This window comes from Streptacidiphilus albus JL83, from assembly GCF_000744705.1.
GTDB lineage: Bacteria > Actinomycetota > Actinomycetes > Streptomycetales > Streptomycetaceae > Streptacidiphilus > Streptacidiphilus albus.
Genome location: NZ_JQML01000001.1, coordinates 2,236,425 through 2,261,972, shown reverse-complemented (window position 1 = coordinate 2,261,972; position 25,548 = coordinate 2,236,425). Strand labels below are relative to the sequence as shown.

Here is a 25,548-nt window from a genome sequence, read left to right as displayed (position 1 = left end):
AGATCGACGAAGTCGGCTACATCCCCTTCGAGGCCGACGCCGCGAACCTCTTCTTCCAACTCATCTCCAACCGCTACGAACGCGCCAGCGTGATCGTCACCAGCAACAAGCCCTTCGGCCGCTGGGGCGAGGTCTTCGGCGACGAGACCGTCGCCGCCGCCATGATCGACCGCCTCGTCCACCACGCCGAGGTCCACTCCCTCAAAGGCGACTCCTACCGCATGCGCGGCCACGACCTGGGCCGCGTCCCCACCGCCGTCAACGAAACCAGCTAATGAAGATCAACTGACGACCCGAGGGTCAGCGTTCAACCGGCGAAACTGGGTCAGAGTTCAGCCGCCGCCGACATCCGGCACGCATCCCCTTCCAACACCTCCCCGCCGTGGCAGTGATCGACTGGCACGACTACAACGGCGAGCCCATCGCCCGCCAGCGCACCCGGCTCGGACACCCGCACATCGTCGTCCCGACCATCGCCGAGTACCTGATGACCTGCCGTGAGAGCGAGGCGGACCCCGACCCCATCGACTTCATGACCTTCGCCGAGATCCTTGCGCTGTCCCTTGACGACGCGGGGACCAACAGGCAGAACCTGGCCAGCGGAACCAGCTACTACTACCGGTTGGTGAAGTCCTGCGACTTCACCACGCAGCCGGCCGACCCCTTCAGGTGGCAGGAGCCGCAGCGGGGGCTCCAACTCATCGCGCAGCGCAATACAGACGGCTTCCACCGCAGCGGCTCCGGCGCACCAACGCCCTGGCGGACTGTACTGACGACTTCGACGCTCAGCACCCTGCTCACGGCCGCCGCCAATCAGCTGAGGCGACTCGCACAGGTCCGCCCATCCATCGAGGCCGATACGGACGGAACGCTTCTCAACCGCGCGGACTTGATCGTTCAGGCAGCCTGCTTCACCGAGCTGGCCCGTACGCTCGGACCTTACCCATGGTGACCGTGGGCAGTGGGGAAACGGCCCCGCCCCGGCTGCCTGACGACGCCTCCAGACGCGACGCGGCGACGGCGAACATCGTGGTCGCTGTACTCGGCCTGTCCGCATTCGCGGTGTCCTTCACCCATGTGCAACGCCTCGCCGTGCGGTCTGGACAGATCGGGTGGGTAGCCGACGGCATTGCCGCCAGCGTCGAACTGATGGCGTTGGCTGCCGTCACCGAGATGCGCCGACGCCGACGCCAGGGCGAGCAGGTCAACTGGCCAAGGGGCGTGCTGGTACTCGGCGTGGTCATGAGCTTGGCTGCCAACCTGGCTACGGCCCAACCCACGGTGTGGGGCTTCATCATGGCCGCCTGGCCGCAGCTCGCCTTCCTGGCCGTGGCTGGCCTCATCGAGACTCGCTCCAGCGAGCCCGTACGGCAGCCGGAGCCCGTACCCGTACGGCAGCCGGAGCCCGTACCCGTACGGCAGCCGGAGGCCGAACCCGTACGGCAGCCGGAGGCCGAACCCGTACGGCAGCCGGAGGCCCCCGAGCTGTCGCCGAGCATCGCCCAAGCGCGTACGGTCCGTTCTTCCGAGCGGCGGGCGAGCGACGGTCCCGAGCCCGCGGGGGCCGAGACCGGGGCGCGTACACAGCGTCGGCCGAGCCGCGCCGCGATCGTCGCCACCCTGCACGCGGAGATCACCGCCGACGCGGACTGGAAGCCGGACTACACCGAGCTCACCGCACGGACCGGCTACAGCCTCTCGTGGTGTGAGAAGCGTGTCGCTGAGGCGCGGCTCCGTATCGCCCAGGACGCCCGGCGTCAGCCGTACGCGGAGGCGATCCGCACCGAGCCACCCGTTCTCCAGCCGCCCGTCAGTGCCGAGCTGACCACGGAGACCAGCGCTGCGGCCCCACTCGCATCGGTCACAGCGATGCTGCCCAGGCGCTCGGCGCTGGCACCCGCTGCCGCGCCCACCAGCGCCTCCCAAAGCGACACCAGAAAGCGGCAGCGACCGCCAACCCGCACCGAGGAAGAAGAGCATGAGTACCACCACACAGGCCCGTAGCTGGCTTCGTGGATTCGACTCCCTGATCCTCAGCTCGTCCGGTGGCAAGGACAGCCAAGTCGCCCTCCATCAGGCCGCGACCCTCGCAGACGACGCCGGGGTGCTCGAACGAATGGTCGTGCTCCATTGCGATCTTGGCCCGGCAGAGTGGGTCGGCGCGGCTGAGGTAGCCCGCGCTCAGGCCGACTATTACGGCGTCCGCTTCGAGATCCGCCGCCGTGAGCAGGGCAGCCTCTTGGACATGGTCCGTCACCGTGGCCTCTGGATGAGTGCGCAGGCTAGGTACTGCACCGTTATCTGCACCATCTTCTGCTCGTTGATCGCCGTGCCAGTCACTGCGATCAAGGAGTGGGAAATGGATCTACGCAACGAGTTGATGGAAGGTCGAGCAACGGTGCCCCGCGTCGGCACCGTAGTCCCGACATCCGAGGCACACCCGCCGTACATCGTCCTTAACGGGTTCGACGTGGAGATCGGGCCGGTTACCGAGTACCTGCGCGATCTGGCGCTGTGCGACAGCAGCCCATTGACGGGCCGCAGCTACGGCTTCGGGATGCTCCGGTGGTTCCGCCTGCTGTGGCTACTGGATGTCGCGTGGGAGAAGGCCACCGAGGCGGAGGCCGCGGTGATGACCGGCTGGCTGCGCACAGCCCCGAACCCGCAGCGTCGTCGACTCTCCCCGGCATCAGCGGTCCCGGGCTCGATCAATGCCCACACGGGCAAGCCCTACCTGCGAGCCGGGTACGCGCCCACGACGATCAACCACGCGCTGTCGGTGGTAAGCGGCTTCTACGAGTTCCAGGCCCACTGCGGGCGTGGTCCGGTGGTGAACCCGGTGCCCGTTTCGGCCCAGCGTCGCCGGGCCCTGGGCCACCTGAGCCCGCTGGAGAACAAGCCGGTCCTGGGCCGGTCCCGGCTGCGGCAGAAGGTCACTGACCGTCCGCCGCGCTCGATCCCGGACCGGCTGTGGGACGAGCTGTTCGCGGCCATGAACTGCGAGCGCGACGGCGCGCTGCTGGAGTGCTACGTCTCCAGCGGGGCGCGGGCGGAGGAACTGCTGGGCGTGGGGATCGAGGACGTCCACTGGGCGGCCCCGGGTCTGTATGTGATCTCCAAGGGCACCCGGAAGCGGGACCTGGTGCCCATCTCGCCGGAGGCGTGCGTGCGCCTGGCCCGCTACCTCGACGAGTCCGGGGTGCCACGAGCAGGAGCGCCGATCTGGCGGACCCGCCGCGGCGAGAGCCGGCCGCTGACCTACTGGGCGATGCGCCGGGTGCTGCAACGCGCCCAGGAGAAGGCGGCCACCAACTGGACGCTTCACGACCTTCGGCATACCGCCGCGGGTCGGATGGCGGCCGGCGGCAAGCTCAGCCTCGCCGAGATCCAGACCGTGATGCGGCACGCCAACATCGCCACCACCAGCCGCTACCTGGCTGTCCGCGTCGAAGAGATCTTCGACGCCCTGCTGGAGCACTACAACCGCCCACGCCCACAAGCCAGTTACCCAACCGGCTACGACGCCGCAGACATCCAGGCGGTATTCGGTGCCTAAGAGCATCCTGAGCACGGCCACCGGCGTCAGCCGCCGCCACGGCCCCATCGCCGAGGGCTTGGACTATCCCAGCCGCTTCGTCGGCGGCCCGATGACCCCCGAACCAGCCGTCGCCGCGTGCGCACCCCGGCCGTTCGGCAACCTCGCAGGGGCGTCCGCCCGCACCATCGCCGATCTCGCCGTCGAGACCTGGGACGGCGCCCCCGTCACCCGCTACCAGCGCGGCTCCGCGACCCGCGAGGTCCTGGTCTACCTGTCCGGATTCCCCGGGGCGACCTGGCAGGAGCGGTGGGACGCCAGCCCGGTCGGCCAGGGGCAGGTGAACGTCAACGATCTGGAGTGCCGCAGCAGTGCCAGCATCGCTCTCACCGTGGGCCTGCGGTCGATGTTCTGCCTGCGCGTGGTCCAGCCCACGCTGCTGGCGTTCCGCCGCCACCAGATGACCAGCTTCTCCGCGATGTTCGTCACCGCCCAGAGCGACCCGCTGCTGACGGCGTTCACCGAGCAGGTCACCGCCCATCAGCACAGCTACGCGCACCGGGCCGAGGCGCTGTTCGACCTGTGCGCCCTGCTGACGGTCCAGGGCATCGCCTTGAGTGACGTCACCGCTCCGTCGTTGCTGCACTTCGCTCAGGAGAACCGGCGAGCCTGGTCGGTCCTGGACCCGACGAAGAAGACCGGGAACCGGCTGCGCGGCCAGGGCGTGTGGCATGTCCTGCACGCAGTGGGCCACCTACCGCCGACCGCCCCAGCCACGATGCGCGCCGCCCTGATGCGCGGCCAGAAGAGCATCGAGGAGCTCGTCGACCACTACCCGATCCGCAACCGCGCGGTCCGCGGTCTGCTCATCGACTACTTCGGACGCCGCCGCGCGGACACCGACTACGCCACCTTGAAGAACCTGGTGCTGCACATCGCCCACCACTTCTGGGAGAAGATCGAGCGGATCAACCCCGAGCAGACCGACCTGCGGATCAGCCCCGAGGTCTACGCGGCCTGGCGGCAGATGATCAGCGTCAAGGACAACGGCGCCCCGCGAGCCGGCGCGGACAGCCTGGTCATCTCGCTCCGCAGCTTCTACTACGACCTGCACACCTGGGCAGCCCAGGAGCCCGAACGCTGGGCACTGTGGGTCGCCCCCTGCCCGGTCCCGCCCTCCGAACTGCACGGTCTCGGTGCCCGCCGACGGCGGATCAACGAGCGCTCCGCCGACCGCACCCGGCAGCGCCAACCCCTGCTGCCCGCGCTGGTCGAGCACGTCGAGTCCCGCTACGACCACGCCCGCCAACTGCTGGCACTCGCCGAGAAGGCCGTCGAGGGCGAGTCCTTCACCTTCGCGGGCACCACATACACCCGCATCCTGAGCGAGCAGGACCGCAAGTTCAGCCGCCACTGCGCGCCCGTCCCGCCCCGGCTTCGCAACGAGGACAGCGGCGAGAACGTCCACATCGCCAGCGTCGAGGAGGCCGCCTTCTGGGACTGGGCCAGCGTGGAGACCCTGCGGCACTCCGGGGTGCGCATCGAGGAACTGTGCGAGCTGACCCACCTGAGTATCCGCCAGTACCAGCGTCCCGGCGGTGAGGTCATCGCCCTGCTGGTCATCGCCCCTTCGAAGACTGACCGCGAGCGCGTGATCCCGATGTCGGCCGAGTTGTTCCACGTGATCGCGTCCATCATCCGCCGCCACGCCCGCACCGGCCGGCCGATCCCGCAGCTGACCCGCTACGACCCGCACGACAAGGTCTGGAGCGCCCCCATGCCGTTCCTGTTCCAGCGGCAGAAGGGCACCATCCCCGCGGTCTTCAGCCCCGCCGCGATCACGCAGATCATCCAGCGCCGATGCCTGGCCCTGGCCGAGCAGCACCCCGGCTTCAAGGGACTGACGTTCACCCCGCACGACTTCCGAAGAATCTTCATCACCGAGCTGGTCAACAGCGGCCTGCCCATCCACATCGGCGCCGCCCTGCTCGGTCACTTGAACATCCAGACCACTCGTGGCTACGTCGCGGTCTTCGACGAGGACGTCATCCGCCACTACCAGGCCCATCTCCAGCACCGCCGCGAGACCCGTCCGGCCGACGAGTACCGCGACACCACCACCGAGGAGTGGAACGAGTTCCAGGAGCACTTCGACCGCCGCAAAGTCGAACTCGGCGCCTGCGGACGACCCTACGGCAGCCCCTGCCAGCACGAACACGCCTGCATCCGCTGCCCCATGCTCCACGTCAACCCGAAAATGCTCGACCGACTGGGCGAGCTCGAAGACGACCTGATCGTCCGACGCGACCGTGCCCGAGCCGAGGGCTGGGCAGGTGAGATCGAAGGCATCGACCTCACCCTGAGCTTCCTCCGCACGAAGAGAGAGGAAGCCGGGCGCCGAGCCCGCAGGCCCGCGGTCGACCTTGGAATCCCGACACCCCGAATCACTCAGCCGCCCTTGGAGCCCCCCGCATGACCTCCTTCATACGCCCATCCCGCGAGCCCGAATACGTCTCTCGCCCAGCTGCCTGCGTGGTCGCAGAAGCTGGGCGAGAGCCCCAACGCCCGCCGGGCGCGCCCATCAGCCCCTTGTCACGGGCTGATGATGTTGAAGTTGGGGTCGAACTCGTCGAAGAGTCCGGCGAGCGTCAGCAGAACCTGCTCGTCGCCGTCGAGCTTCAGCTGGCCGGCCTGGGCGAGCTGTGCGGCAGCGGTGGGCTTCAGCAGGGCGCCCACCAGCGCGGCCTTGGGGCCGGTGACGGTGAGCTGGGTGTCTGGGGAGGCACCGCGGCGGGCGTTCAGGACACCGCGGTTGACCCACATGGTCCAGGTCTCGTCCGCTTCGGTGAAGTGGAAGTCGATGCGCAGGTGCGCCTGGGCTGCCTTGTCGCCGATCAGGTGGACGGCGGCGTAGTCGAAGAGGATGTCCAGGGGCATGGCCAGGATGGTGTCGGGGCTGGCGGTGGCGAAGGTGGCGGCCTGGACGCCCTGGCGCAGTTCCTTGGCGGCGGTCAGGTAGATGCCGCGCCACTGCGGGCCCTCGGCCTGGTAGCCCATCTGCTCGTAGGCGTCGGCCTGGAGTTCGCGGGCAGCCTGGTTGTCGGGCTGGGCGAAGACCAGGGTGTGCAGGATCTGAGCGGCCCAGCGGTAGTCGCCGGCGTCGATGGCGCGGCGGCCCTCGGCCATGACCTTCTCGGCGCCGATGAGGTCGACGAAGCGGCGGGCGGACTCGACCGGGGGGTGGGGGTGCAGGGAGACCGGGTCGCCGTCCCACATGCCCAGTTCCTTGGTGAACACCGCGCGCACGTCGTGGTGCAGGGTGCCGTGGTAGCCGCGATTGAACCACTTGCGGCCCAGTTCCTCGGGCAGCTCGATCTCCTCAGCCGCCTCCAGCGGGGTGTAGCCCTTGTTCGCGAGCCGCAGCGCCTGGTCGTGGATGTACTTGTAGGTGTCGCGCTGGGACTCGATAAACCCGGTGATGTTCTCGTTGCCCCAGACCGGCCAGGTGTGCGGGCCGTAGTGGACCTGGGCGTCGTCGCCCCAGCGCTCCAGGGTCTCGTCCAGGTAGCGGGCGAAGTTGCGCGCGTCGCGGGTGCGGGCCCCGCGCAGGGTCTGGATGTTGTGCAGCGAGTGGTTGGCGTTCTCCGCGCAGGTCAGCGCAGCCAGCTGCGGGATCCAGATGTGCATCTCCTCGGGCGCCTCGGTGTCCGGGGCGTAGAGGAACTCGAACTCAAGCCCGCCCAGGTCCCGCTTCGTCCCGGTCTCGGTGATCGGGTCGGTCGGCGGAATGTAGGAGACGGTCACCCCCGGGAGCGACGTGATGCCGATGCCGCAGGTGACGCAACCGGTGGGGTCCAGTTCGAGGAGGCTGCCGAACGCGTAGCCGGCCCGCCGCGACATGGCGTTGCCGGCGATGACGTTCTCACCGATGGCGTGCTTGTCGAAGGACGCGATGGTGCCCGGCGCGATGATCGGCACCTTCCCCGAGGCCACGTCCTCGGCGCTGACGACGCCCTTGACCCCGCCGTAGTGGTCGATGTGCGTGTGGGTGTAGATCACGGCGGCGACCGGCTTGTCGCTGACGTGCTCACGGATCATCGCCATGCCCTGGGAGGCGGCCTCAACATTGGACGCGCAGTCCACGATGACCAGGCCGCTGTCGCCCTCGATGACCGTGAGGTTGGCCAGGTCGTTGTTCCGCACCTGGTAGATGCCGTCGACCACCTTGTAGAGGCCGCCCTTGCGCATCAGCTGCGACTGCCGCCACAGGCTCGGGTGCACGGTGTCGGGGGCCGGGGCGTCGTCGGACAGGTAGTCGAACTTGGCGGTGTCGAAGATCAGGTGACCGTCCGCGCCGCGCAGCTTGTCCGGGAACGGCGCGATCAGGTCCCGGTCGGCGTCCGCGAAGTCTTGCCGGTCATCCATGTCGAACCGAGCAACGGCCTCGCGGTTCGATGCGGCGGTCGCGGCAGTGGCGGGCTTGGGCGAGTAGACCACGAGAGGACTCCAATCGGTCACGTCCATCAGCCGACCGCAACAACGACGCGGTCGCAGGCACGATGCCCCACGCCACACGCTTGCCGCGCACCCCTGGACCAGCAACGCGACAGGCCCATTCGGGTGGCCCTGCACAAGCTGTCCCTCCCCGTATCCAAGGCGGACGGCGACGTGGGTCGGAACGATCAGAGCCGGTCCAGCCAAGGTGGGAGGTTTGGACGAGCTGATCTGGCCGACCTCGTGAGCGACAAGCAGCTGACACCGACCAGGTATAGCGAGTTCAGGACCACCCGTTGCACCCGAATGGGTGAAGTGCAGAGAAGCACTTCCGGGATGAAGCGAGACGTAGCCCGGAAGTTCTACACCGAGACCGCCAGGGAGCTGGCAATCCCCGGCCGGCCCGCACGCCTGCTGTCCGCCCTCGGGCTCCGAGCTGCCGAGAGCCGCGCCCGCGCCCGGCGGCCGACGGTCGCCGTGGACACGGCAGCCAGCTCCGGGCGCAGGGAGGTGACCAGCTGGCTTCCGATACGCGACTTCAGTACCGAGGAGGTATGGCGGACGATCAAGGCGAGCGGAGCACCCTGGCACCCCGCCTACCGCTCTGTCAGTCGACTCTCCTGCCGGCTCTGCCCTCTCGCGTCACGGAGGGACCTGACGATCTCTGCCCGCATGAACCCGGAGCTTGCTGCGGAGTACGCCGAGGTCGAGGACGAGATCGGACACCGCTTCCGCAACGACCTGTCGATGAAGCAGATCATCAGCGAGGCCAGTGAACTCTCTGGCGCGCGGTCCCTTCTGTCGGAGGAGCCTCGCGGATGCGGAGCAGGTGCTGCTCCGTGGCCTGGGACGGGGTGCGCCGCGTGAATCCGATCGCCGATCTGCCGGTTGCACTCAGCTTCGGCATGGGGCTGGACAGCGCCTCCATCCTCGCCCGCTGGTTGGTCGAGCCGGAGACGCGAGACTTCCCTCTGGACCGGCTGACGGTCGTCACCGCAATGACCGGCGATGAACCCGACATCACCCGCAGGTTGATGGAGCAGCACCTGCTCCCGCTGATGCGTGCAGCTGAGGTGCGGTTCGTACAGATATCCCGTGCAGCCCAGGCCGGGGGGTACGTGGTCCTGGACGACTCCCGGGAGCCCCAGCGGATGATCATGCGTGGTCCGTGGCGCTTGTCCGATGAACTCAAGACAAGTGGGACTGTGCCGCAGGTGGCCGCCAAGCGGCGCCTGTGTAGTTGGCGAGCCAAAGGCTCCGTGCTGGATGCCTGGTATGCCGACGAGTACCAAGGGCACCCGTTCCGGCACGTGATCGGTTTCGCAGCTGAGGAGGTACGAAGGGCGGTCCGAGACCAGAGTTACACCACGGCCTGCCGACAACCCGAGTACCCCCTGATCAACGATTGGGGGTGGGACCGGGAGCAGTGCGACCGCTTTCTCTACTCCCTTTTCAACCAGCGCTGGTCGCGTTCGGCGTGCGGGTACTGTCCCTTCGCGGGTAGCCGGGCCGGATTGCCTGAGCTGGTCGAGCGGTGGCGCGCGGAACCTGAGATCGGGGCCGACGCGCTCGCCTTGGAGTACACCGCGCTGGCCCTGAACCCGCGGTCCCGTCTCTTCGGCTCTCGGTCCGCGCAGGACGTCGTCCGCCTCCACGGCCTCTACGAGGTTCAACGGCGATTCGAGTACCGACTCGAACAGCCGGAGCAGATGTGGTCGCTCTACGACGTGCGTCGAATCGTCCACCCAAGACGTGACGACCCGACCAGGAAGGGGGCCACCTGGCGTTCGGTCCGTATCGGTTACACGGGGGCGCGAGGTGATGTGGAGGAAGCCGCGCGCTGGCACGCTCACAAGGCAGGAGCTTCCGCCAGTGCGGACGGCTACGGCATCACCAGGGCTGAGATCGTTCCTCGTGGGCCCAGCTTTCCGGCCCTGGAACGCACCCTGGCCGTCGCACCTGCCGGAGCGCTGGCCAAGCAGCGCACAGCCTTCGAGAGCTGGTGGGAGAGACTGGTCCACGAGCAGCGGCAACCGGACTCGACCCGCCATCATCTGTACCTTGCCGCCTAGCAGCAGGTGCACGACGTGACGAAGACCGGCGACACGTCCCCCGAGGGGGACGTACCGACCTCGATGGGTCGGCTTGGGCAAGTCGCCGGTCTTCTCCCACGAAGACGCTGCCCGAAGGACGCGTCCCGCACTAGGTAAATTAGTGCATGTTGAAGCGGAGAAGGAATCGCTTCCCCGTCAGCCACCGAGGAGACCCACGGATGTCAGTCGACACCCCGCCCGTGCCACTGGCCGACCGCCTGGCCGGACTGCCCGACGTGATCAACGTGAAGCAGCTCGCGGAAGCGACGGGCGTCTCCGAGTCGACTGCCCGGAACTGGACGACCTTGCCGGGCTGGCCCGACGAGATCGAGACTCCCGGACGGCAAAAGCACTATCCCCGGGTGGGCGCCGAGGGTTGGCTTCGGGACAACGAGGCCGGCCGAATCGATGTCAGCGAACTCGTGAAGGACCCAGATCTACTACTGACCCTGCCCGAGGTCGCCAAGCGCACCGGACTCAACGCGAAGACAGTCAGCACCTACCCCAATATGTACGGACCCTCGGCGAAGGACCCCTTCCCCGAAGGAGATGGACTCGGACGTCGGCGGGCCGGCGACGTCGCAGCGTGGCTGTCTCGCCGAAGCACCCGGGGGGGTGCTCGCGCGACGACCTCCATCCCCCAGGAGACGGAGCAGCCTGCGCCGACCACCGCAGCCGGCGAGGATGTCATCGACATCAATGGCATCGCCGAGCTCACGGGGCGCAACGTTGAAGCGATCAAGTCCCTCATGCGCCGTCCCGAGCTGGCCGCGATGAGCATCGGAAAGATCGGCCGCTCGCGCTTCTGGCCCCGCCTCCGACTCCTCACCGAACTCACCAAGCTCGGATACATCACCGAGCCCCGGGAGGCCACCGCAGACGAGCTTCGTTGGCTCAGCGGCGCCCCGCAGAGCGCCAGCGAACTCGCCGAGCACTACGGGGTCACCCTCAGTGCCATCAGCAAGCGGATCAAGCGCGCTCAAGAGAGCGATGACCCCAGCAACCAGCCCCCGGGCCCGGTAGATCCCGGCGCCCCCGTGAAGCGCTACCACCCACGCGAGTTCGACACCTTCTGGAAGCGCTGAGGTGGGGCAGGCGGCCGGTGTGGTCGTCATGCTGTCGGACGTGCGGGTCATAATCGCCAGGTGCCCAACCTCATCCCCGGCGACAGCTGCCGCTTCCTGATCTCGCCCGTTCCCAGCGTGGTGATACCCGCCGAAGCAGAAGGCGTGTCCGACCTACCACCGCTCGCCTTCTACGACGGCGGCGCACCGGTCCGCTTGGCGGACTGGACCGCCCTCGCCCGTCCGACCATGTGCGTGCTCGACGGCCCAGGCGACGTGGGCGTCCTCATCCCGACCATCAGCGAGCAGGGGCAGCTCGCCGAACGCACGGAGTGGGCTGACGCAGTCGCCGGAGCTGGCGGCGTACTCGTCCTCCAGGCCCCCGCGGAGCTGATGGACACCCACCTCTTCGAGCTGGTGTCCAGAGCCGACGTTCGGGGCGGCTTCGTCCCGCACATCGCATAGGCGACTCGCCTCGGACATGCCGATGCCCGGCCCCAGCAAGACTGGGGCCGGGCATCGGCATGACTAGGCACAGCGACCTGACGGTTGCACTTGATCACGGCGGCACCGACACCGCCTCCAACGACGTATTCGCCACCTCCCGACCCTCCGATTGATCCAACGGACGACCGCTCCGCTCTGCGGGCTCCGGTTCGCTCGGAGCTGCCCTCTTGCCTCCCGGGCCCCGCTTAGCCGAAGCCGAAGCCGAAGCCGTGCTCAGCGCCGCCCGGACATCCGCGATGGCGAGCCCCGTCAGCTCAGCGATCTGATCTCGCGACTCGCCCAGGCCGGCCAGCGTGCGCAACGCCTCCTTCGCCGCCCTCTCCGGCTCCACCGCGGAGACCTCGGCCTCCGCGATCAGCCTCGCCGCGCGAACCTGCGCCTGCGCCCTCAGAGCAGTCGCCTTCGCCATCCCTTCGTAGAAGTCAGCAAGCGCCGCTTCCACCTTCCGCTCGTGCTCCAGCCGCTCAGCATCTCGCTGCGCCTTCGCCGCCTGTGCTGCTTTGACCGCCGCTGAACGCGACGCTGCAATTCGTCCACTCATGCACCGCACCATAACCGCAGAACCCCAGGTCAGGAAACCCCCGGATCTTGCTGCGGATAAACGATGAGAAGCAATGAGAAACAATGGAAGGTGAACCGTAGAAGAATCTCACGATCCGAGCACAGTGACGCTCTGAGCAGCAGGTACGCAGCATCAGTGAAGCCAGCCAGACACCTCTTGCAGATATTCTGAGCATGGCCCGCTGCGCGGATATAAGCTGCTCCCATGACACGATCGGGAGCAGTGGAAAAGGCGGCGCGAATAGCGTCGTCCCCTCGCTGTATCCCGGCGCAATCAGTCAAGTGGTGGTCGCGTTGATGACCATCCACAAGCTCACCTCGGGGACGGGTTACACCTACCTGACGCGGCAGGTCGCGGGCGGCGACGTGCAGCGCCAGCGCGGCCAGTCCGCGGCCGACTACTACACCGCCAAGGGCAACCCCGCGGGCATCTGGGTGGGCGCCGGCGCACCCCTGCTGGACCTGGACGGGCAGACCGTCACCGAGGCGCAGATGAAGCACCTCTTCGGCCTGGGGCAGCACCCGGACGCGGAGCGGATGATTGCCGCCTACCTGGAGGAGAACGTCACCGCCGGGATGGGGGAGGAGCAGCGGGAGAAGGTCGTGGCCGCTGCGGTGAAGAGCGCCACCCTGGGCCGGGGCTTCCCCGAGTACAAGGCCCTGGCCTCGTTCAAGTCCCGCGTGGCCGGCCGCTTGGAGGTCCTTGAGAAGCGGGCGCGGCGCGAACCCACCGCGACCGAGGTCAAGAAGGTCCAGCGTGAGGAGTCCGCCCGCCAGCGCGCGGCCGTGGCCGGTTTCGATGTCGTGTTCGCGCCGGTGAAGTCGGCCGCGCTGCTGTGGGCGCTAGACGAGCGTGACCAGGTGCGCGCGGCCGTGCGTCAGGCCCACGAAGCCGCCCGGGGCGCCGCGCTGGAGCTACTGGAGCAGCACGCCGCGTTCACCCGCACCGGCTCAACCGGGCAGGCCCAAATCGAGACGAAGGGCCTGATCGCTGCCGCGTTCGACCACTTCGACTCCCGCGCCGGCGACCCGAACCTGCACACCCACGTCGCCGTCTCAGCCAAGGTCATGGGGGTGGACGGCAAGTGGCGCTCACTGGACGCGCGGGCCCTGTACGCGACCACGGTGGCCGCCTCCGAGTTCTACAACACCCGCTTCGAGACCGAGCTCACCGCCCGGCTCGGCGTCTCCTTCGCCGCCCGTCCGGGCTCCTCTAGCAAGGAGCCGGTGCGTGAGATCGTCGGCGTCCCGACCGAGTTCATCACCCACTTCTCCTCACGCCGCACCGAGATCGAAGCCCGCTACGAACAACTGCTGCGCAGCTACCGGGCCGACCACGGCCGCGACCCCGGAACGGGGGCTGCGCACAAGCTGGCGCGGCAGGCCAACCTCGATACCCGCGAGGGCAAGACGGCCGCCCGCTCCCTGAACGAGATGCGCACCGACTGGACCCGCAGCCTGATCCAGGTCCACGGACCCGCCGCCATCGGCCAGCTCATGACTGCTGTGCCGACCACCGCCCACCAGCCCCAGCCAGCCCCGGGCAGCGAGCGGCCGGTGCTCGACTTCGGCGCCCTGGCCGACCGGGCGATCCTCGCCGTGGCGGAGGGCCGATCCACCTGGACGGTGTGGAATCTGCGCGCCCAGGCCGAGCGCCTGGTGCGCGACCACAGCCCCGCCAGCAGCGAGGAGCACAGTGATTGGACGGCCCGGATCGTGGCCGCGGCCCTGGCCCCGGAACGCAGCGTGCAGGTCACCGCACCCGCACTGATCTCTGAGCCCGCCGAGCTCCAGCGCTCGGACGGGGCCTCGGTCTTCGAGCAGCACGCCGCCGTCCGCTACACCTCCCAAGCTGTCCTGGACGCCGAGCGGCGCGTCGTCAGTGCGGCGAAGACCTCCACGGCGGTCGGGCTGTCCGGACCGTTCACCGCCGCCGCCCTGGACGGCTTCGAGAGCGGCCACCGCGCCCTGGACCCCGGGCAGCGGGCCCTGGTCGAGGGCTTCGCCACCGACGCCCGCATGGTCGTGGTGGGCCTGGGACCGGGTGGCTCCGGCAAGACCACCGCGATGCAGGCGTACGTCCACGTCGCCTCCCAGGCCGGCCAGCGCGTCATCCCCCTGGCCACCTCAGCGGCAGCCGCAGCCGTCCTGGCCAAGGACCTCGGACGCCCGGCGGAGAACCTGCACAAGTTCCTGTGGGAGTACATCCAGGGCCCCGCCGCCCAGGCTCTCCAGTCCGGCCGCCCGGTGCCGCGCAGCCGCGCCTCCTTCCTGCTGCGCCCGGGGGATGTGGTGCTGCTGGACGAGGCCGGGATGGCGGGCACCGCCAACGTCGACGCCCTGGTGCAGTTCGCCGCCGCCCGCGGTGCGGTGGTGCGGCTGCTGGGCGACTACCGCCAGTTGGCCGCCGTGGAATCGGGCGGCATCCTGCGCCAGGTGCACCACGAGGTCGGCGCCTACGAGCTGACCGAACTGCACCGATTCGCCGACAAGGACGAGGCCGCCGCCACGCTGAAGATCCGCGTTGGCGACGGGGCCGGCCTGGACTTCTACCTGGCCGGTGAGCGCATCCACGGTGGGTCGCGCCAAGCGATGGTCGATGCCGCCTACGAGGGGTGGAAGGCGGACATGCTGGCGGGGAAGACCACCTTGATCAGCACCGCCACCAACACCGATGTCACCGCCCTGTCCGCCCGCGCCCGCGAAGACCGTGTGACCGCCGGGCAGGTCGAGGCAGACGGGGTGCAGCTGGCCGACGGCAACCGGGCCGGGCGCGGGGACTGGATCGTCACCCGCGAAAACGCGCGGAAGATCACCACCAACCGGGGTCGCGACTTCGTTAAGAACGGCGACGCCTGGCAGGTGATGGCCCGCCACCAGGACGGCTCACTCAAGGTGCGCCACCTGGACCACGGCGGACGCCTGACCCTGCCAGCCGCGTACGTGAGCGACAACGTCCAACTGCTCTACGCCTCCACCGTGATGCGCTCCCAGGGTGGCACCGTGGACTCCGCCCACCCGCTGGTCACCGAGGACATGAACCGGGAACAGTTCTACGTCCAGATCTCCCGTGCCCGCGAGCGCACCACCATCTACACCGTCACCCACGAACTCCTCGCCTTCGACACCGACGACCAGCTCGACGCCACCCGCCACGACCCGGACACCTTCGCCGCCCGCGAAGTCCTCGAACGCGTCCTGGCCCGCGAAGGCGCCCAGCACACCGCCACCGAGACCATCAAGAACAGCCAGGAAGAAGCCGGATCCCTGGCCACCCTGGTCCCGCGCTACGACCACGCCACCGACACCCTCACCCGCCACCACTACACCCAGCTCACCACCACCGTCCTCGGGCCGGACCTCGCCGCACGCATCATCGAGGACCCCGCCTTCAGCGCCGTCACCCGCGCCCTGCGCACCGCCCAAGCAGCGGGCTGGCAGCCCGAACAACTCCTCGCCGCAGCAGCCCGCCAAGGCGATCTGACTACCGCCGACTCACCGGCCCAGTTGCTGTCCTGGCGCATCAACCACCACACCGAGGACCACCAGGCTCCCGCCCACCTGCACCGGCCCACCACCGCCGACGCCGCCCGCTACGCAGCCCTGCTGGGCCTGGCCGCCAGCGACTTCACCCCGACCACCGCCATCGCCACCCCCGCGGCCCTACGGACCATCGCGGCCTCCGGGAGCACCCCCGCCGGTCACCCCTACGTGTCTAGCGAGGAACTGGACCGGTACGTCGCCCAGGTCGCCGGAAGCACGGGCACCACCCCGGCCACTGTCACCGCCCACCGTGACTGGCCTCAGCTCGCAGCCACCCTGACCTCCGCCCACCGCGCCGGCCACGACACCACCGTGCTGCTCGACACCGCCCACGCCCGCACCGCCCCCGGCCCGGACCTGCTGAACGACCTCGCCCATCACAGCCGCACGCTGCTGGTCGAACGCGGCGTGCCCGACCACGAGCAGCGCATCCCCGCCGCCCTCCGCCACCGAGCTGCCGCCCACACCGCCCTGGGCGAACAGCTCGCCCTCCAGGCCCAAGCCGAACCCGCCTGGCCCGCCCTGACCGCCGCCCTGCGCCGCGCCGAGACAGGCGGCCACCAACCCGATGAACTGCTGCGCCAAGCGGCCCAGGCGCGTGCGGTGACCGGCGTCGACAGCGTGAGCCAGGTCCTGGCCTGGCGTATCAACCGCTACCTCGCCACCGACCCCACGCCCGCCACCGAGCTGCGCGCCTCCGGCCGCGGAACCGAGCAGTGGCGCACCCTGGCCTGGACGCTCAAGGCCGCCGAGAACAACGGCATCGACCTCACCCCCGCCGTGGGACACGAGCACGGCAACCGGCTGCCGGAGCTGATGGGGCAGGTCCGCGCACTTCAGGGCGCAGGCGCGGATCTTCGTTCGGATCTGCCCGCGTGGGTCGCCGCCCCGCTTGCGGACCAGGCGATGAACCCGATGCACCGCGCCTACCTAAGCGAGCGCGCCCAGCTGATCGCCGACCGCTTCACAACTCTCGCCGAGCGCGTCACCACCCAGCGCCCTGACTGGAGCCGCGACCTGGGCCACGCTCCCCAGGACCCGTCCGCGCACGCCGACTGGCAGCGCCACCTCGCTACCATCGCCGCCTACCGCGACCAGTACCAGATCACCGACAACGACCCCGCCCTGCCCGCCGGCCCCTACATCGAAACCGGCCGCACCGGACACACCGCCTACTGGACCGCCGCCGCAGCCGCCCTCGCCGCCCAGCACCTCACCCAGAGCACCCAGGGGACCAACACGCCCGCGCCGACGCGGGACGACACCGCCCGGCGCACCCTGGCCGCCGACCTCTTCCGCACCCTGACCCCCCAGGAACAGACAGCCGTCGTCCGCGACCTCGCCACCCGCACCGGAGCCACATGGCTCACTCACAACCCCACCCTGGACGACACCGCCCTGCGCACCCCCGCAGTCACGCAACGCCTGACGACCGTCATGACCGAGGCCGGCCACCTGACCGAGGAGAGCCGCACCGCCCGCAGCGCGGCACCCGTCGACTCGACGGCGCCCTACGCCGCCCCCGACAAGGAACCCACCCTCGCTGAGCGCCGCCGGGCCGGCCGCGCCGCCGAGCGAGAGGCCCACCGCGAGCAACTTCAGCACCGCGGTGGCAGGGCATCCCGCACGGCCAATGCACCGCAACGGCGCACGACCCCGGCAACTCCGCAACAAGCAGCTGAGTCGCGTCCGGAGCGCGCCGACGTCCAAATTCCGCGCCAGTTGGCACAACCTCCCCAACAGCCCCGGCAGGACCGGCAGGGACCAAGGCTCAGGTAAGAGACAATCGGTTCCGCCGGAGTTGCCAACGGAACAGCGAGGCCAAGGGTTGCCGGGTGGGCGAGCCCCACATCTGCTGCTTGGCCTCCATGAACTCGGGATGCCACTGGGCCCAGCGCTCTACCCGCTCGCCCTTGCGCCGGTTGAAGCGGAAGTTCATCTGCCCCGGTCTTCCGCTAGAACTGCCAACATCGAGTGAGCAACTGCCGTGCCAGGGCTTGTCGACACCGCAGCGCATGTCAAGCACAGTTAGTGGCAGCCCGAAGGTCTCATCCGTCAGCGCGCGCAAGAAGGAGTGGTGCTCGCAGCCATCGCCACGGGGTTGATGGTCTAGATCGAAGCACCACAACTCGTCGCCGCCTCCCCAGCCCCGCCAGGAGGTGAAGTAAATCGGCATCCCGATCGTGTTGAAGAGCGCGATCCGGCGCAACAATCCGCTCGTGACCCATGCCACGGGAGCCGCTGTTTGTAGCATCCCGCGCGCGAACCACCACTCTCCTTCAGTCAACGCTCCTGAGCAGACCCGGTCGCACATCGTCTCGCCCTCCTCGCGGGCGATGCCACTCATGTTCTTGACTGCTGTCTCCCAGGCACCCCGACTCAATCCAGTCAGGGTCACCGCTGCCGAAGTGCCCAGGACATGAAGCTGGAGCTGCTCATCGACCCACTTCTCTACCCGCAGCCCAGGGACGCCACGGACCTCCTCGTACTCGTCGATTCGAGGCAACAGCTTGGCGGCGTGGGGGGCGACGTGATCGCCTTCGAGCTCCAAAGTCAGGCCGTGGATCGTCGGCACCACACGCTTGATTCCCCACGGGTAGAGCGCCATATCGTCCGGCCATGCCAAGGTGTGGAAGATCTGTCGCTCCAGGCAAGCCTGCTCCTGTGTGGGTTCAGGGATCAATGCGGAGTCGGGCGGAGCAGCCTGGATGCGCGCACGCAGAGACTCGTGCGCTTCGCCGGTGTAGCAGGACACGGCGCGAGCCAAGCGCGCACTGATGTCACGGGGCATGTCATTACCTCAGCCGCCGACCCGGCAAGAAGGACAACATGACCATGGGCATGACGACAAGCACAGGTGAGCCGAGCTCCTTTTCAGTACACCCGCTGGTCGGGCAAGTGCACAGAAGGCCCCTGGTAAGCCACGTCTATGCAATCCCATCATGCGGACCATGGCAAGGAGGCTCGCGGCCGGCTCGCTGAGGCGTCGCTAGATCGTGACTCCCACGGCAGTAACAAGATGACGGCCCCAGGGAACTACTCCGACGCGCCAGAACGGCGGCCTCCGGGGTGCTAGCCGAGGCATTGCACTCCGGAACCGTCGTCTCAGAGGGCGTTAAGTCCCGTTCTTGATGGTTTGGCGTCGCTCGTTCGTGGGACTCTCCGGCATCCGGGGGTGCCCGTTGGGGCTTGGGCTGTGTCATGGGGGCATGGAACGTCGGGCGTATCCGAGTGATCTGACGGATGATCAGTGGGGTTTGATCGAGCCGATGATCACGTCGTGGAAGCTGGAGCGGGTGGCGCGGTCGGCGACCGGGGACCCGGGGTCGTGCGATCTGCGGGAAGTCGTGAACGCGCTGTTCTACCAGAACCGGACGGGTTGCCAGTGGCGGTATCTGCCGCATGACCTGCCGGCCTGGTCGGCGGTGTTCTACTACTTCACCCAGTGGCGCAGGGACGGCCTGGACCAGCGGATCCAGGAACTGCTGCGCTGCCAGGTCCGGGAGCGGGCGCGCCGATTAGAGGACCCGTCCCTGGTGGTCCTGGACACCCAGTCGCTGCGGGCGGCTGCCGGGGTGCCCAGGACGACTACGGGACTGGACGCGGCGAAGAGGACTCCGGGACGCAAGCGTGGGCTGGCTGTGGACGTGATGGGGCTGATCATCGGCGTGGTGGTGCTGCCGGCCTCGGCCCACGAGAACACCGCCGGAATCGCCCTGCTGGACCAGGCCGCCGAGCGCTGTGGCAACCGCCTGGAGAAGGCGCTGGTCGACCAGGGCTTCAAGGACGCCGTGATCATCCACGGTGCGGTGCTGGGCATCACAGTCGACGTCGTCAAGCGCAACCCCGAGGACAAGGGCTTCGTTCCGCAGCCCAAGAGGTGGGTGGTCGAGCAGGTCAACGGCACGTTGATATTGCACCGGCGACTGGTGCGCGAGTACGACCACCGTCCCGAGAACTCCACGGCCCGTGTCTACTGGGCGGCCATCGCGAACATGGCCCGCCGGCTCACGGTCCCCGCCTGCCCCTGGCGCGACCTCGAGCTGGCCGCGTGAACGTCTCCGACCTGCTGCGGCACCTCCAGGCTGAGCAGGACCAGGCCGCCGCACACACCGAGGACCTGCAACGGCAGATCGACGACCTCACGGCGGCCCTCGTCGAGGCCCGAGCACACCTCACGGAACTGCAGACCACCTCGAAGGTCATCGACGGCATCATCAGCCCCGGGGCCGAACCGCGGCCGGCACCGGATACCTACCAGCGCCTCGTGGCCCACTTCAACGACCATCCCCGTCAGTCCTTCCGGGCCCGTGAACTGCACGAACTCCTAGACCTGCCCACCGACGAAGCCTCCGTGAACACCACCCGAAGTCGCCTGGGCCGACTCGTCCGCCAAGGCGTCCTCACCCAACCCGGACGAGGCATCTACCAAAAACGGACTTAACGCCCTCTCAGATGGGCGGTTCCGGGGCATCCTGCCCTGCATCGGCGTTGAACCTCAGGGCGAGTGCATCGTGGGCGTACCTGCGGACGTTTGGCGGGAGGTGATCGAGAGCTCGGCTGTCATCGGGGACGTTGGCGTACAGGGAGGCCAGGAGCCCGAGGAGCATCGCTTCGCGATCCGCCTCCACCCAAGCACCACGATTTCTCACACCTTCACCTACGTGGTGCCAGACGCTCAGGTCGCCTTCGGTATCTGGCCGACCCATGAGCCCGCCGAGTTGCTGCCGGGCGGCAGGTGTAACGAAGGCGTCGACCTCCGCATGATCTCGGACTTGGAGATAGGTACGGATGCGGTCCGGAGAGAGTCGATTCTCCTGCATGTGCGCGGTGTACGTGCCGACGAGGAGCAGCATGTGTTCCAGGGCGTCGGTCAACCGGTAGCCCAGCATCCGGCAGTATTCCGCGTAGTCGTGGGCGATCTCACCGTGGCTGAGGATTTCGTAGAAATAGGCGCTGATCGAGTCGAAGTGATGAGCCACCAGATCGCGCAGTTCGACCGGCCTGGGGTCGCCGGGACGGATCTGCTGGCTGGGACGGGTGGTCCCGTCCGCGCCACCGGTGGCCCGCTCGGCTCGCGCGAGTTTCAATGCCTCTGCGTACTTAAGTCCCTGCTGGCGTTGCACCTCGCGGGCGGCGTTCTTCCTGGCATGGTTCTGGTGCATGGCAGATCCTCCATTGCGGCGCTGCCCGTGACTGGCCTACGTGGGAGGTGGGATATCACGGCAGCTGTAGATCGTGATCTCGGTGGTGTTGCTCCTGGTCAGCGAGGCCGGGGCCGTCTGCGGGCATGAGGACAGCCGCCGCGATCATGACGAGATGTGACTCAACATCAGTACGCGGCGGCTGCCGCGCCGACGATAGCGCATGACTGGCACCGTGAGCTCTTCGAGGACCTCATGGGCGCTGTGGCCAGCGGTTTTCCCCGCCGGGAGACGCGTTCGACGTTCCGCCAGCTCGCCGAGGGGCTGCTGATGGAACTGGAGAACGTCAACTGCTGGACCCTGGCCGAGGCGATCGGCCACAGCGGCCCACACCGCCTGCAGCACCTGCTCTCCCGCGCGAGCTGGGACGACGAAGCGGTGCTGGACGCGGCCGCCGCCTGGGCCGTCGCCGCGCTGGACGACGGCGACGCGGTGCTGATCGCGGACGAGACCGGCGACGCGAAGTCCTCCACCGACGCGGTCGGCGCCGCCCACCAGTACTCCGGCTCGCTCGGCGGGATCGGCCTGTGCCAGGTCGCCGTCCACCTCACCTACGCCACCAGCCGCGGCCACACCATCGTCGACCGCGTCCACTACCTCGGCCGTCAGTGGGCCGCCGACGAGGAGCGTCGCGAACACACGGGCGTGCCAGAGGAGTTGATGTTCGCAACCAAGACCGCCCAGGCCCAGGCCATGCTGGAGAAGGCGCACGCCGCCGGGGTCCGCGCGAGCTTCTTCGCCGGGGACGAGGTCTACGGCGCCAAGGCCCTGCGGACCACCTGCCGCCGGCTCGGCCTCGGCTACGCAGTCGCGGTCCGCAGCAGCCACCACCTCACCCTGCCCTCGGGCGCCAGGCTGTCCGCCGCCAAGGCGAAAGCCCTGGTCCCCAAGGGGGCCTGGCAGCGGATGCGCACCGGAACCGGCAGCAAGGGCGCACGCGACTACGACTGGGCCATGCTCGACGTCCACCCCGACGACACCCCCGCCGACCACGCGGAAGGCGGGGTCTCGGTGCTGCTGGCCCGCCGCCACCGCTACACCGGAACCGTCTCCTACTACCGTTGCTGGAGCCCGATACCGGCGAGCCTGGCGCGGCTGGTGGGCATCGTGTGCCTGCGCTGGAAGATCGAGGAAGACTTCCAAGCCGCGAAGAACACCGTCGGCCTGGACAAAGGCCAGGTCACCACCTGGACCAGCTGGCACCGCTGGTCCACCGCCGCCCTGGTCGCCTACGCATTCCTCGCCGTCGCCACCGCCCTCGAAGCAGGCGAACCCACACCCGCCGGGCTCGAGCTGGTCCCACTCAGCAGCTTCGAACTCCTGCGCCTGCTCCGGCTACTGATCCTCCCCACGCCCCGCCGGGACGCCGGCCACGTCCTGCGCTGGTCCGCCTGGCGACGCCGCCACCAACACCGCGCCCGCGCCTGCCACCAACGCTGGCACGCCTACGCCGACAGCACCCCATGAACCCAAAGATCACGATCTACAGCTGCCGTGCTCGTCCCGGGCCTGGATCGAGCAGTAGCTGAACAGGCGCTCCGGGTCTGTCGCCTCGCCATAGCCGAGTTGGTGGATCAGCGCGGCGCGGTTGAGCCAGAGGTTCTCGTCACGGATCCACTTGTCCATGGCCTTGACCAGAGCCGGATCGGCGGCCACCAGCGGTCCGACCACGTTGGCGGCGAGGTGGTCGACGGTGTCCCACCAGGAGTGGGTGACGATCAGTTGGCGGAGAACCGGGAGCAGTTCGGCCGAGCAACGGTCCACGTGGCCGCGCAGGTAGTCGACGGCGAAGTAGTGGTACTCCCGTTCAGGGAGCTCCCAGCAGCGCTGGGCCACCGCGATGCAGTCGGCCTCCTCCGGCAGCGGGAGTCCCTCCAGCGCCTCGCGCGAGAGGGCGCGGCGCTGCGGGGTGGGGATGCCGAGGTGAGTGAAGCGATTGCGCAGGTAGGCGGACTGCGCGACAGCCTGCTCGGGGTCGGCGGCGGCGCTGTAGAGCTTGACCAGCCTGGTCATGATCGTATCTGCGAGTTGATCTGGCACAGGGTCATCCTCACATGCTCGGGGGGCCGGGCCGCGGCTCCCGCTCCCCGGCGGCCCGCGGGCCGGACGGGAAGCGACGGGCGGTCCGGCCGCCCTTTCGGTGGCGGGGGCACCCGGCCAGGCAGTCGCGCAGCGGTACAGTCGCTGTCCCTCCACTCCGCAGCCGTAGCTTCCGGCGGGAACGGTGGCACAGCTGTGCTCGACCCAGGCCGACCGGAGTGGCTGTACTTCGCACTGAACACCGACGAACTCCAGGCCGCGGGGGCGGGCACTACCGCCGAGAGCGCCAGTGCGAAGCCGACCAGGGCCGGACGCCCGACTGTCGGCCTTCCGTCCGGGTCGAGCCCGGGACGTGGTCCGCGCAGCAACGGCAGGGACAGCAGGACGGCCGCGCCCAGCGCCAGCACGGCGGGTGTCCGGTCGCGTTGGGCCTGTCTGTGGATCTTGTGCTGAGCTGCGGGGTTGCCAGGTCGGATGAGAACACTCGGCTCGGGATTCCCATTGCATCTGGCTTCTGTGGAATCCGGGGCGGGGCGGGGCGATGTCATCAGCGGGAACGAAGCCCGCGCTCCAGGTGGTACACGGCCAACGGACATGGCTTCCACTACCGTGCGCGATCATCGCTGTCCGGCGACCGCGTGAGAAGAGTGCGCACCATGTCCGGCCACGGCTGGCAGCCGCCTGTTGCCGGATCGACGAGCACGCGTACGGTCCGGCCGGACATACATATCTGACCATCGTGCTCGGCCCGCAGTCGGTAGCAGACGGTAGAGCGTCCCACGCCGGCGATTGCCAGACGGATCTGCACCTCATCCGCGTGGCGGAGTCGGCGACGGTAGTCCATTTCCTGGTGCACGGCCAGGAGCCGGAAACAGAAGCCTGGCTCCAGTCCCACCCTTTCCAAAAGGGCACCTTCAGCTTCCTCGAACCAGCGCCATAAGGCGGCCGGGCTGCACATCCCAGATGCGTCGATGTCGTACCTCTGGACGGCGTGATAGAAGCTGACTTCCGCATATACGGATTCCTTGGAGCGCAGATCGAGCTTCTCCGTAGATTCAATCACGGCATCCCAGTAGTCGCCGTAACCGTCATCACTGAAACTGATTCTCGTCATCGTGAAGCACCGCACGTGAGAAGGGAGGGCGTCGCTGCCAAGGTAGGCGCTGGCGGTAGTCTCGCCCGCCTCAATCAGCCACCCTCACATGCGGCCCACCGGGAATAGGAGGATCAGAAGTCTCAACCAATCCCACGAGCCATGATCGGAGATCATCCCACCTGCCCCACAGTCACGAGCACACAAAGAAAACGCCTTGCGACCACCGGGACCCCGTTGCAATCTGTCCGGAATTCAGCTATTGGCAACCAATTCGGATGATCCATCGTTTGTAGACGACTATGCCGCACATATGACGCGGTCAGTTGCAAGAGTCTCCCGCCAGAGCGTTCGGAGCAGCCAGTGACCACAGGCATCCCTGTGAGGACAGATATCCTCGACGCCACACATGCCCTCCTGCGCGAGGGGATCACTCAGGAAGAACTTGATGCTGCCCTGTTTCAAGTGCGCGACTGGCTACGCGACCAGAGGCGCTTCCTGACCCCAGCCCAGTGGGAAGACCTGCGCGAATACACCCTGCACCATCCACTGTCCCTCAAGCTACGTACGCTGTGCCCGCTCACGGACCGGGCCTTCAGTAAGCCCCGCGGCTACCCGGGCGACGCCGTGACCATGGACCTCCTGTACGGCATGCACGACAACGTGCCCACGGACGGCCTTGCCGGAGCTGTGTACTCCTTTACCTACCGTCTGCCGGTCTTTGCCGCTGCCCGCTACCGGCGTGTGCACTGCGGCGAGCGGGCCGACGCCGCCGCAGCCGTCCACTTCGGCGGCACGGGCGCTGCTGTAGGTGCGGGGCACCTGCGCGAGGTCAACGAGTCCGTCTCCATCCGTAACGGCAGTTTTCCGCGCTACCTTGCCGTCGATCAGGACCGCGAGTCCCTGAAGGTCGCCGAGCACGAGTACAGCCAGTACGGAGTGATCGGTGTGCCCATGGGTGTGCGGGACATCATGCGTGCTGGCCGCCTGCCGGAGACGGTTCACTTCATTTCCTGCGCGGGCCTGTACGACTACCTCAGCGATCGAACCGCGATGCCGCTTACCCGGGCGCTGGTCACCTCTCTCGCACCCGGCGGACGGCTGCTGATTCCGCACCTGACCTACTTCCGTGACACCGCCTACCTGGAGGCGGTGATGGACTGGTTCGTTCTGCACCGCAACGAAGGAGACCTGCGCTGTCTCCTGGCCGAAGTCCCCGAGCACCGCATCGGATCCATCGCCTGCCACCGCGACCCCACGGAATCCATCACCTTCCTTGAGCTCCACACCGCATGAGAATCTGGCAGCGCGGACGAGAAGCCGTGAGAATCCGACAGCTTCAATGCGACAGGACAGCGGGGCCGGCCAGGGCAGGAAGGTCGTGTAGTCGCGGGTGACAGATATCGCGGTCAGG

Annotated in this window: 19 protein-coding genes; 13 read left to right on the top strand and 6 right to left on the bottom strand. The window is 68.3% G+C overall.

Annotated elements, in window-relative coordinates; translation table 11 throughout:
• Positions 1-2: 2 nt before the first annotated feature.
• The 5 genes from BS75_RS09795 (at position 3) to BS75_RS09775 (ending at position 6,011) form a co-directional block, all read left to right on the top strand.
• A complete protein-coding gene (locus tag BS75_RS09795; protein WP_269330733.1) occupies positions 3-275 on the top strand; it encodes an ATP-binding protein in 273 nt (90 codons plus the stop codon).
• Positions 276-382: 107 nt separating this feature from the next.
• Positions 383-952 carry a hypothetical protein gene (locus BS75_RS09790; RefSeq protein WP_152646300.1) on the top strand — a complete coding sequence of 190 codons (570 nt, stop codon included), beginning with the start codon at positions 383-385 and terminating at the stop codon, positions 950-952.
• 2 nt (positions 953-954) lie between these two features.
• Complete coding sequence (locus BS75_RS44080; protein ID WP_160312327.1) at positions 955-2,004, top strand: DUF2637 domain-containing protein; 1,050 nt, start codon at positions 955-957, stop codon at positions 2,002-2,004.
• Entirely contained in the window at positions 1,979-3,556 is a 1,578-nt protein-coding gene (locus BS75_RS09780) for a tyrosine-type recombinase/integrase (protein ID WP_331281411.1), read from the top strand. The genes BS75_RS44080 and BS75_RS09780 overlap by 26 nt, the downstream gene beginning before the upstream one ends.
• A complete protein-coding gene (locus BS75_RS09775; RefSeq protein ID WP_331281410.1) occupies positions 3,549-6,011 on the top strand; it encodes a tyrosine-type recombinase/integrase in 2,463 nt (820 codons plus the stop codon). The genes BS75_RS09780 and BS75_RS09775 overlap by 8 nt, the downstream gene beginning before the upstream one ends.
• A gap of 116 nt (positions 6,012-6,127) precedes the next feature.
• On the opposite strand, the gene BS75_RS09770 is transcribed toward BS75_RS09775, so the two are convergent.
• Complete coding sequence (locus BS75_RS09770) at positions 6,128-8,059, bottom strand: alkyl/aryl-sulfatase (RefSeq protein ID WP_042440640.1); 1,932 nt, start codon at positions 8,057-8,059, stop codon at positions 6,128-6,130.
• Positions 8,060-8,868: 809 nt separating this feature from the next.
• Here BS75_RS09770 and BS75_RS09760 point away from each other — a divergent pair.
• The 3 genes from BS75_RS09760 (at position 8,869) to BS75_RS09750 (ending at position 11,651) form a co-directional block, all read left to right on the top strand.
• On the top strand, positions 8,869-10,101 hold the full coding sequence (locus BS75_RS09760) for a hypothetical protein (protein WP_052069305.1): 1,233 nt from the start codon (positions 8,869-8,871) through the stop codon (positions 10,099-10,101).
• Positions 10,102-10,301: 200 nt separating this feature from the next.
• The gene (locus BS75_RS09755; protein ID WP_034087937.1) at positions 10,302-11,207 is read left to right on the top strand and encodes an RNA polymerase sigma factor sigma-70 region 4 domain-containing protein; all 906 of its coding nucleotides are present in this window, start codon (positions 10,302-10,304) and stop codon (positions 11,205-11,207) included.
• A gap of 60 nt (positions 11,208-11,267) precedes the next feature.
• Entirely contained in the window at positions 11,268-11,651 is a 384-nt protein-coding gene (locus BS75_RS09750) for a hypothetical protein (RefSeq protein ID WP_034087936.1), read from the top strand.
• Positions 11,652-11,745: 94 nt separating this feature from the next.
• Here the strand turns inward: BS75_RS09750 and BS75_RS09745 are convergent, their stop codons facing one another.
• On the bottom strand, positions 11,746-12,234 hold the full coding sequence (locus BS75_RS09745) for a hypothetical protein (RefSeq protein WP_152646301.1): 489 nt from the start codon (positions 12,232-12,234) through the stop codon (positions 11,746-11,748).
• A 317-nt stretch (positions 12,235-12,551) separates the two neighbouring features.
• Between BS75_RS09745 and mobF the strand changes: the two genes are divergently transcribed.
• Entirely contained in the window at positions 12,552-17,576 is a 5,025-nt protein-coding gene (gene mobF, locus BS75_RS51400) for a MobF family relaxase (RefSeq protein WP_034087934.1), read from the top strand.
• Here the strand turns inward: mobF and BS75_RS09735 are convergent.
• Positions 17,569-18,588 carry a hypothetical protein gene (locus BS75_RS09735; RefSeq protein WP_034087933.1) on the bottom strand — a complete coding sequence of 340 codons (1,020 nt, stop codon included), beginning with the start codon at positions 18,586-18,588 and terminating at the stop codon, positions 17,569-17,571. The two genes, mobF and BS75_RS09735, sit on opposite strands and share 8 nt — an antisense overlap.
• A gap of 418 nt (positions 18,589-19,006) precedes the next feature.
• Between BS75_RS09735 and BS75_RS09730 the strand changes: the two genes are divergently transcribed.
• Together BS75_RS09730 and BS75_RS09725 are read left to right on the top strand one after the other, a co-directional pair.
• A complete protein-coding gene (locus tag BS75_RS09730; RefSeq protein ID WP_034087932.1) occupies positions 19,007-19,852 on the top strand; it encodes an IS5 family transposase in 846 nt (281 codons plus the stop codon).
• A complete protein-coding gene (locus tag BS75_RS09725) occupies positions 19,849-20,241 on the top strand; it encodes a hypothetical protein (protein ID WP_034087931.1) in 393 nt (130 codons plus the stop codon). The genes BS75_RS09730 and BS75_RS09725 overlap by 4 nt, the downstream gene beginning before the upstream one ends.
• Before the next feature lie 7 nt (positions 20,242-20,248).
• On the opposite strand, the gene BS75_RS09720 is transcribed toward BS75_RS09725, so the two are convergent.
• Positions 20,249-20,962 (bottom strand): hypothetical protein, encoded by a 714-nt coding sequence (locus tag BS75_RS09720; protein ID WP_034087930.1) that lies wholly within the window; start codon positions 20,960-20,962, stop codon positions 20,249-20,251.
• Positions 20,963-21,118: 156 nt separating this feature from the next.
• Between BS75_RS09720 and BS75_RS09715 the strand changes: the two genes are divergently transcribed.
• Positions 21,119-22,468, top strand: a complete 1,350-nt coding sequence (locus BS75_RS09715; protein WP_034087588.1) for an IS701 family transposase — start codon at positions 21,119-21,121, stop codon at positions 22,466-22,468.
• 9 nt (positions 22,469-22,477) lie between these two features.
• Here the strand turns inward: BS75_RS09715 and BS75_RS47970 are convergent, their stop codons facing one another.
• Positions 22,478-23,014, bottom strand: coding sequence for a DNA alkylation repair protein (locus BS75_RS47970; protein WP_052069304.1), 537 nt, complete (start codon positions 23,012-23,014; stop codon positions 22,478-22,480).
• A 631-nt stretch (positions 23,015-23,645) separates the two neighbouring features.
• On the bottom strand, positions 23,646-24,155 hold the full coding sequence (locus tag BS75_RS09705) for an acyl-CoA thioesterase (protein ID WP_042441176.1): 510 nt from the start codon (positions 24,153-24,155) through the stop codon (positions 23,646-23,648).
• A gap of 342 nt (positions 24,156-24,497) precedes the next feature.
• Here BS75_RS09705 and BS75_RS09700 point away from each other — a divergent pair, with 342 nt between their 5' ends.
• Positions 24,498-25,430, top strand: coding sequence for a hypothetical protein (locus tag BS75_RS09700; protein ID WP_034087928.1), 933 nt, complete (start codon positions 24,498-24,500; stop codon positions 25,428-25,430).
• The last annotated feature ends 118 nt before the right edge of the window (positions 25,431-25,548 follow it).

Coding starts and splice junctions, on each gene's coding strand:
- BS75_RS09730 (WP_034087932.1), top strand. CDS start 19,007: ATGGAACGTCGGGCGTATCCGAGTGATCTGACGGATGATCAGTGGGGT.
- BS75_RS09720 (WP_034087930.1), bottom strand. CDS start 20,962: ATGCACCAGAACCATGCCAGGAAGAACGCCGCCCGCGAGGTGCAACGC.
- mobF (WP_034087934.1), top strand. CDS start 12,552: ATGACCATCCACAAGCTCACCTCGGGGACGGGTTACACCTACCTGACG.
- BS75_RS47970 (WP_052069304.1), bottom strand. CDS start 23,014: ATGACCAGGCTGGTCAAGCTCTACAGCGCCGCCGCCGACCCCGAGCAG.
- BS75_RS09755 (WP_034087937.1), top strand. CDS start 10,302: ATGTCAGTCGACACCCCGCCCGTGCCACTGGCCGACCGCCTGGCCGGA.
- BS75_RS09770 (WP_042440640.1), bottom strand. CDS start 8,059: ATGGACGTGACCGATTGGAGTCCTCTCGTGGTCTACTCGCCCAAGCCC.
- BS75_RS09735 (WP_034087933.1), bottom strand. CDS start 18,588: ATGCCCCGTGACATCAGTGCGCGCTTGGCTCGCGCCGTGTCCTGCTAC.
- BS75_RS09745 (WP_152646301.1), bottom strand. CDS start 12,234: ATGAGTGGACGAATTGCAGCGTCGCGTTCAGCGGCGGTCAAAGCAGCA.
- BS75_RS09705 (WP_042441176.1), bottom strand. CDS start 24,155: ATGACGAGAATCAGTTTCAGTGATGACGGTTACGGCGACTACTGGGAT.
- BS75_RS09780 (WP_331281411.1), top strand. CDS start 1,979: ATGAGTACCACCACACAGGCCCGTAGCTGGCTTCGTGGATTCGACTCC.